The sequence below is a fragment of the Pseudomonas sp. CM27 genome (genome assembly GCF_013179515.1).
Taxonomy (GTDB): Bacteria; Pseudomonadota; Gammaproteobacteria; order Pseudomonadales; family Pseudomonadaceae; genus Aquipseudomonas.
Genome location: NZ_JABMCN010000038.1, coordinates 23046 through 29222, shown reverse-complemented (window position 1 = coordinate 29222; position 6177 = coordinate 23046). Strand labels below are relative to the sequence as shown.

The following is a 6177-nucleotide window of genomic DNA, read 5'->3' as shown; positions in this document are numbered from 1 at the left end:
AGCAGCGTCTGGTGATTGCTCGCACCATCGCCGTCGAGCCGGAAGTGCTGCTGCTCGATGAACCGTGCTCGGCACTGGACCCGATCTCGACCCTGAAGGTCGAAGAACTGATCTACGAGTTGAAATCCAAATACACCATCGTCATCGTGACCCACAACATGCAACAGGCGGCCCGTGTTTCGGACTACACCGCCTTCATGTACATGGGCAAACTGGTCGAATTCGGGGATACCGATACCCTGTTCACCAATCCGGCGAAGAAGCAGACCGAAGACTACATCACCGGTCGCTACGGTTAAGCGCGGCTCGCAATGAGCACCCGCTCCTACAAGGCCGCGCTACCAAAGGACAAAAAGATGATCAACAAAGAAAGCCTGACCCACCATATCTCCCAGCAGTTCAACGCCGAGCTCGAAGAGGTGCGCAGCCATCTGCTGGCCATGGGCGGCCTGGTGGAAAAGCAGGTCAACGACGCGGTAACCGCGTTGATCGAGGCCGACTCGGGCCTGGCCCAGCAAGTGCGCGAAGTGGACGAGCAGATCAACCAGATGGAGCGCAATATCGACGAGGAGTGCGTGCGCATCCTCGCCCGTCGTCAGCCGGCGGCCTCCGACCTGCGCCTGATCATCAGCATTTCCAAGTCGGTGATCGATCTGGAACGCATCGGTGACGAAGCGACCAAGATCGCCCGCCGTGCCATCCAGCTGTGTGAAGAGGGCGAGTCGCCGCGCGGTTACGTCGAAGTGCGCCATATCGGTGACCAGGTGCGCAACATGGTGCGCGACGCGCTGGACGCCTTTGCCCGCTTCGACGCCGAGTTGGCGTTGTCGGTGGCCCAGTACGACAAGACCATCGACCGCGAGTACAAGACCGCCCTGCGCGAGCTGGTGACCTACATGATGGAAGACCCGCGCTCGATCTCGCGGGTACTCAGCGTGATCTGGGCGCTGCGTTCGCTGGAGCGTATCGGTGACCATGCGCGCAACATCTCCGAGCTGGTGATCTACCTGGTGCGCGGCACCGACGTGCGCCACATGGGCCTCAAGCGCATGACTGCAGAAGTGCAGGGTACCGCTTTCGCCGACGGCGAAAAGGCTAATGTTCCGGGCAAACCTGACGATAAATAAGGTTGCTCCCGTGCATCGACGCCCGGCCTACGCCGGGCGTTTTCGTTTGCGGTCGAGGAGCCGGCAGGCACCCGCGAACGATGTGAAGAAGTCCCGGCGTGACCAGGTTGTAGCAAATGGCCATTATTTGCCAGTAGGCTAGTCGGGATTCAAAAGGAGTATCGATGAGTAAAGTGAATGTGCTGGTCGTGGATGACGCCCCGTTTATCCGTGACCTAGTCCGCAAGTGCCTGCGCAATGCCTTTCCGGGCATGGCCATCGACGATGCGGTCAACGGTCGCAAGGCCATGGCCATGCTGGGCAAGGAAGCATTCGACCTGGTCCTGTGTGACTGGGAAATGCCGGAAATGTCCGGCCTGGAACTGCTCACCTGGTGCCGTCAGCAGCCTGCGCTGAAAAACCTGCAGTTCATCATGGTGACCAGCCGTGGCGACAAGGAAAACGTCATTCAGGCGATTCAGGCGGGCGTTTCCGATTTTGTCGGCAAGCCGTTCACCAACGAGCAACTGCTGACCAAGGTGAAAAAGGCCCTGAGCAAAATCGGCAAGCTCGACAGCCTGATGGCCATCGGCCCTGCACGGGGCAATTCAGCGTTTGCCAATGATTCGCTGAATGCGCTGACAGCCGGCAAGCCGGAGGCGGTCAAGGTCGCGGCGCCGGCTCCCGCCAGGCCAGTGGTCACGGCTCCCGCTGCAGCCGCGACGGCTAGCACCACGCCGAGCGGTCGCGGGCAGGGCCAGCTGCGCCTGGCCAGTGGCATGCAGCCGTGCGTGATCAAGGCGCTGAGCCTTAAAGAAGCGCTGCTGGTAGTGCGCCGCAGCGAAGCGCTGCCGCAGGTGCTGGAGGGCGCGGTGCTGGACCTGGAACAGGGCGAAAGCGCTGAAGTGGCACGGCTCAATGGCTACCTGCATGCCGTTGCCGCACTGGAGCCCAAGCCTGACAGTGACTGGCTGCAACTGACCTTCAAGTTTGTCGACCAGGACGCCCAGAAGCTCGACTACCTGTCGCGGCTGATTGCCCGTGGCACTGCGCAGAAACACTTCTCCCCCGGCGCTTGATAGCCAAGGGCAGGATGCGCCCAGGGGAGCGACTGCCTGGCGCAGAACTTGAAAAGCCTGTGCGATCCCTGTGGGAGCGGGCTTGCCCGCGAACACGGGCGAAGCCCGTGCCATCCACCCCGTCGCCTGCTTCGCGGGCACGCCCGCTCCCACACAGCGTGTCATCCGACCAGCTGTCATACCCGCCACAAAACCCGCTGCTAGGCTTCGACAGATCATAACTGTCAAAAAGCCACTATCATGCCCGCCCGCCTGCTGCTGTTCTGTGCCTTGCTCCTGGCCTCGGCGTCGAGCCTGGGCGTTACCCTGCATGCGATCACCGATGACCGCGGGACGGTCTCGTACTCCGATCGGCCAGGCCCCGGTTCCAGGGCTACGCAGCTGAACGAACCCATGTTCGAGATGATGGAAAGCGAGGTACGCCTGAACGCGATCGTGTTTCAGGGGGGCGTGAGTTTCTCGGCACGTAACGAACTGCTTGTGCCCGTGCAGGTCGAGTTGCGCCTGGACAACCTGGTCAATGCACAAGGCGGCGATGCCCCGCGCTTCGTGCGCCGCGTGCTGCCGCCGCGTACAACACAGCTGCTCAGCGTGCTGAGGGGGCGCCCCGGGACATTGCTGAATTACCGCTCGACCCTGCTGCAGGCAATGGGTGACCCCGGCAAGCGGCCGCAAGGCTACCGTTACGCGTTCCCGTGGGTGGGGGGGCCTTTCCGTGTCACCCAGGGCCCGAATGGTCGTGTCAGCCATTTCGGCCCCAAGGGGCGTTACGCCATGGATATCGCCATGCCCGAAGGTACTACCATCATTGCGGCGCGGGAGGGTGTGGTGGTGAGCATGGAGAATAGCCAGAGCGGACGCGGGCCCAACCCGGCCGGCAACTTCGTCAGGATCCTGCACGCCGACGGCACCATGGGCGTCTACCTGCACCTGATGCGCGGATCGGTGGCCGTGGCGGCGGGGCAGCGGGTGCGGCTAGGCCAGGTGCTGGCCAAGTCCGGCAATACCGGTAACAGCACCGGCCCGCACCTGCATTTCGTGGTGCAGCGCAACGTCGGGTTGGCGCTGGAGTCGATTCCATACCGGTTCGACAGGCCGATCAGCGGGTTGCCGGATTTTACTGCGGGCAACCCCTGATCGGTGTAGCCGTCAATCCAGCTTGAGCACCTTGGCCAGCACGATCTTCGGCCCTTTCATCTTCTTGATGATGATGCGCAGCCCTTCGACCTCCAGCACTTCCTCTTCTTCAGGCACACGCTTGAGCGTCTCGTAGATCAACCCGGCCAGGGTTTCTGCCTCGATATGGTCAAGGTCAATGCCCAACAGGCGCTCGACCTTGAACAGCGGCGTGTCGCCGCGCACCAGCAGCTTGCCCGGCTGGTAAGCGAGGATGCCGCGTTCGGTCTTGCGGTGCTCGTCCTGGATATCGCCCACCAGCACTTCAAGCACGTCTTCCATGGTCAGGTAGCCGATGACCTTGCCATCGGCTTCCTCCACCAGCACGAAGTGCGCGCCGCCCTTGCGGAACTGCTCCAGCAACTGCGACAGGGGCATGTGCCGCGACACGCGCTCCAGTGGCCGGGCGAGGTCTTCCAGGTCGATGTTCTCGGGCAAGTGCTCCAGTTCGGCCAGCTCCAGCAGCAGGTCCTTGATGTGCAGCAGGCCGGTGAACTCCTCGCGTTGGGCGTCGTACACCGGGTAACGGCTGAACTTGTGGCGGCGCACCAGGGCCAGGATCTGCTTCAACGGCGCCTGCGCGTCGATGCTGACCATGTCCTCGCGCGAGTTGGCCCAGTCGACCACTTCCAGCTCGCCCATCTCCACCGCCGAAGCCAGCACACGCATGCCTTGGTCGCTTGGGTCCTGGCCACGGCTGGAGTGCAAAATCAGCTTCAGCTCCTCACGGCTGTAGTGGTGCTCGTGGTGCGGGCCGGGCTCGCCCTGGCCGGCAATGCGCAGGATGGTGTTGGCACTGGCATTGAGCAGGTAGATAGCCGGGTACATCGCCCAGTAGAACAGGTACAGCGGTACCGCCGTCCACAGCGACAGCAGCTCCGGCTTGCGGATCGCCCACGACTTGGGTGCCAGTTCGCCGACTACGATGTGCAGGTAGGAGATGACGAAGAAGGCGACGAAGAACGAAACACCCTTGATCACTTCGGGCGAGTCGACACCGAAGTACGCCAGCAGCGGTTCGAGCAGGTGGGCGAAGGCGGGCTCGCCGACCCAGCCCAGGCCCAGCGAGGCCAGGGTGATGCCCAGCTGACAGGCCGACAGGTAGGCGTCCAGCTGGTTGTGTACCTTGCGCAGGATGCTGCCGCGCCAGCCGTGCTGTTCGGCGATGGCCTCGACGCGTGTGGAGCGCAACTTGACCATGGCGAACTCGGCGGCAACGAAGAAGCCGTTGAGCAGCACCAGCAGGAAGGCGAAGATGATCATGCCGAAATCGGCGAATAACGAGGTGAGGCTGATACCAGGGGAAGGGTCCATGATGGAGTTTTTACGGGGTCCGTCTTTGAGATAGGAAGAAAAAAAGTGCCAGCTCTAGCTGGCACAGGGGATCCAATGTAGCGGCTGGGGCAATAAAAGCAAATAGCCGAGGATTTATTGCGGTCCCTGTGGGAGGGGCGTGCCCGCGAAGGGCCGCACAGCGGCGCCGCGATCAACCCTTGTCGTTAGCCAATTGTGTCGGCGTAAAGTGACAGGTAAAGGTACTGCCATGCCCCGGCACGCTGCTGATCTCCAGCTTGCCGCGGTGGCGCATCAGCACATGCTTGACGATCGCCAGCCCCAGCCCGGTGCCGCCGGTATTCGACGCACGGCTTGAATCCACCCGGTAGAAGCGTTCGGTCAGGCGTGGCAAGTGCTTGGCATCGATACCCACCCCCGAGTCCTGCACCGACAAGTGCGCACCCTGCGCATCTGCCCACCAGCGGATGCGGATGTTGCCTTCGGCCTGGGTGTACTTGACGGCATTGAACACCAGGTTGGAAAAGGCACTGCGCAGTTCCGATTCGCTGCCCTTCAGGCGTATGCCCGGGGCGGCCTCCAGGGTGATGCGCTGGTTGCGCGGCCCCGACAGTGCCTGCGCGTCGTTCTTGATCGCCGCGAGCAAGGCATCGACGGCCACCGGCTGGTTGTCCGACGGGTAATCGGTGGCTTCCAGCTTGGCCAGCAGCAGCAGGTCGTTGAGCAGGGTCTGCATGCGCGAGCCCTGCTGGCTCATCTGCTGCAGGGCGCGGCACCAGCGCGGGTTGACGTCCTCGACGTTGTCCAGCAGGGTTTCCAGGTAACCGGTGATGACTGTCAGCGGCGTGCGCAGTTCGTGGGACACGTTGGCGACGAAGTCCTTGCGCATCTGTTCCAGCTGGTGGATGCGGGTGACATCGCGCACCAGCATCAGGTGCTCGTTGTTGCCGTAGCGGGTGATGTGCAGCTGCACGCGCATGCGGTCGTTGATCGGTGAGGGGATTTCCAGCGGTTCGAGGTAGTTCTCTGCCTCGAAGTAATCCTTGAAGCGCGGGTGGCGGACCAGGTTGGTCACCTGCTGGCCGCCGTCCTGTGGGGTCTTGAAACCCAGCAGGGTCTCGGCGGCGCGGTTCCACCATTCCAGGTTGCCATCGCTGTCGAGCATGATCACTGCGTCTCGCAGTGCGGCGGTGGACTCCTGCACCCGGTCGATCACTGCCTGCAGGCGGCCGCGCACGCGCTGGTCGCGACGTTGCAGGTGGTAGATGCTGTCAAACACCTCGCCCCACAGGCCATAACCATCGGGCGGTGCTTCGTCGGGTTGGTGGTTGCGCAGCCAGTCATGCAGGCGCAACAGTTGCTTGAGGGTCCAGCCCAGGTAAAGCGCAAGGCCGATGGCCAGGCTCCAGCCATAGTAGCCGCTGACCAGCCCGCCTATCAGGCAGACGGTGATCAGCAGCAGCAAGTGGCGAATCAGGGTCGCGTGCCAGTTCTGGTTCAATTGACGGTCCTTGTACAACGAC

General features: G+C 62.6%; 6 protein-coding genes. 4 read left to right on the top strand and 2 right to left on the bottom strand.

Annotation, left to right across the window (positions count from 1 at the left end; translation table 11 throughout):
* From HP547_RS07180 to HP547_RS07165, 4 genes are all read left to right on the top strand, one after another.
* The coding region (locus HP547_RS07180) for a phosphate ABC transporter ATP-binding protein (RefSeq protein ID WP_372242867.1) at positions 1 to 299 on the top strand (299 nt) is incomplete at its 5' end.
* Positions 300 to 356: 57 nt separating this feature from the next.
* Complete coding sequence (gene phoU, locus HP547_RS07175; protein ID WP_172285897.1) at positions 357 to 1127, top strand: phosphate signaling complex protein PhoU; 771 nt, start codon at positions 357 to 359, stop codon at positions 1125 to 1127.
* A gap of 164 nt (positions 1128 to 1291) precedes the next feature.
* Complete coding sequence (locus HP547_RS07170; RefSeq protein WP_172228664.1) at positions 1292 to 2185, top strand: response regulator; 894 nt, start codon at positions 1292 to 1294, stop codon at positions 2183 to 2185.
* Positions 2186 to 2425: 240 nt separating this feature from the next.
* Entirely contained in the window at positions 2426 to 3322 is an 897-nt protein-coding gene (locus tag HP547_RS07165) for a M23 family metallopeptidase (protein ID WP_172285896.1), read from the top strand.
* Positions 3323 to 3334: 12 nt separating this feature from the next.
* Here HP547_RS07165 and HP547_RS07160 read toward each other — a convergent pair whose 3' ends face one another.
* Positions 3335 to 4675, bottom strand: a complete 1341-nt coding sequence (locus HP547_RS07160) for a hemolysin family protein (protein WP_172228667.1) — start codon at positions 4673 to 4675, stop codon at positions 3335 to 3337.
* A gap of 172 nt (positions 4676 to 4847) precedes the next feature.
* Positions 4848 to 6155 (bottom strand): phosphate regulon sensor histidine kinase PhoR, encoded by a 1308-nt coding sequence (gene phoR, locus HP547_RS07155; RefSeq protein ID WP_172285895.1) that lies wholly within the window; start codon positions 6153 to 6155, stop codon positions 4848 to 4850.
* Between the last annotated feature and the right edge of the window lie 22 nt (positions 6156 to 6177).

What these genes read in the sequence shown, in the direction of transcription:
- phoU (WP_172285897.1), top strand. Translation starts at nt 357, where the DNA reads ATGATCAACAAAGAAAGCCTGACCCACCATATCTCCCAGCAGTTCAAC.
- HP547_RS07170 (WP_172228664.1), top strand. Translation starts at nt 1,292, where the DNA reads ATGAGTAAAGTGAATGTGCTGGTCGTGGATGACGCCCCGTTTATCCGT.
- HP547_RS07165 (WP_172285896.1), top strand. Translation starts at nt 2,426, where the DNA reads ATGCCCGCCCGCCTGCTGCTGTTCTGTGCCTTGCTCCTGGCCTCGGCG.
- HP547_RS07160 (WP_172228667.1), bottom strand. Translation starts at nt 4,675, where the DNA reads ATGGACCCTTCCCCTGGTATCAGCCTCACCTCGTTATTCGCCGATTTC.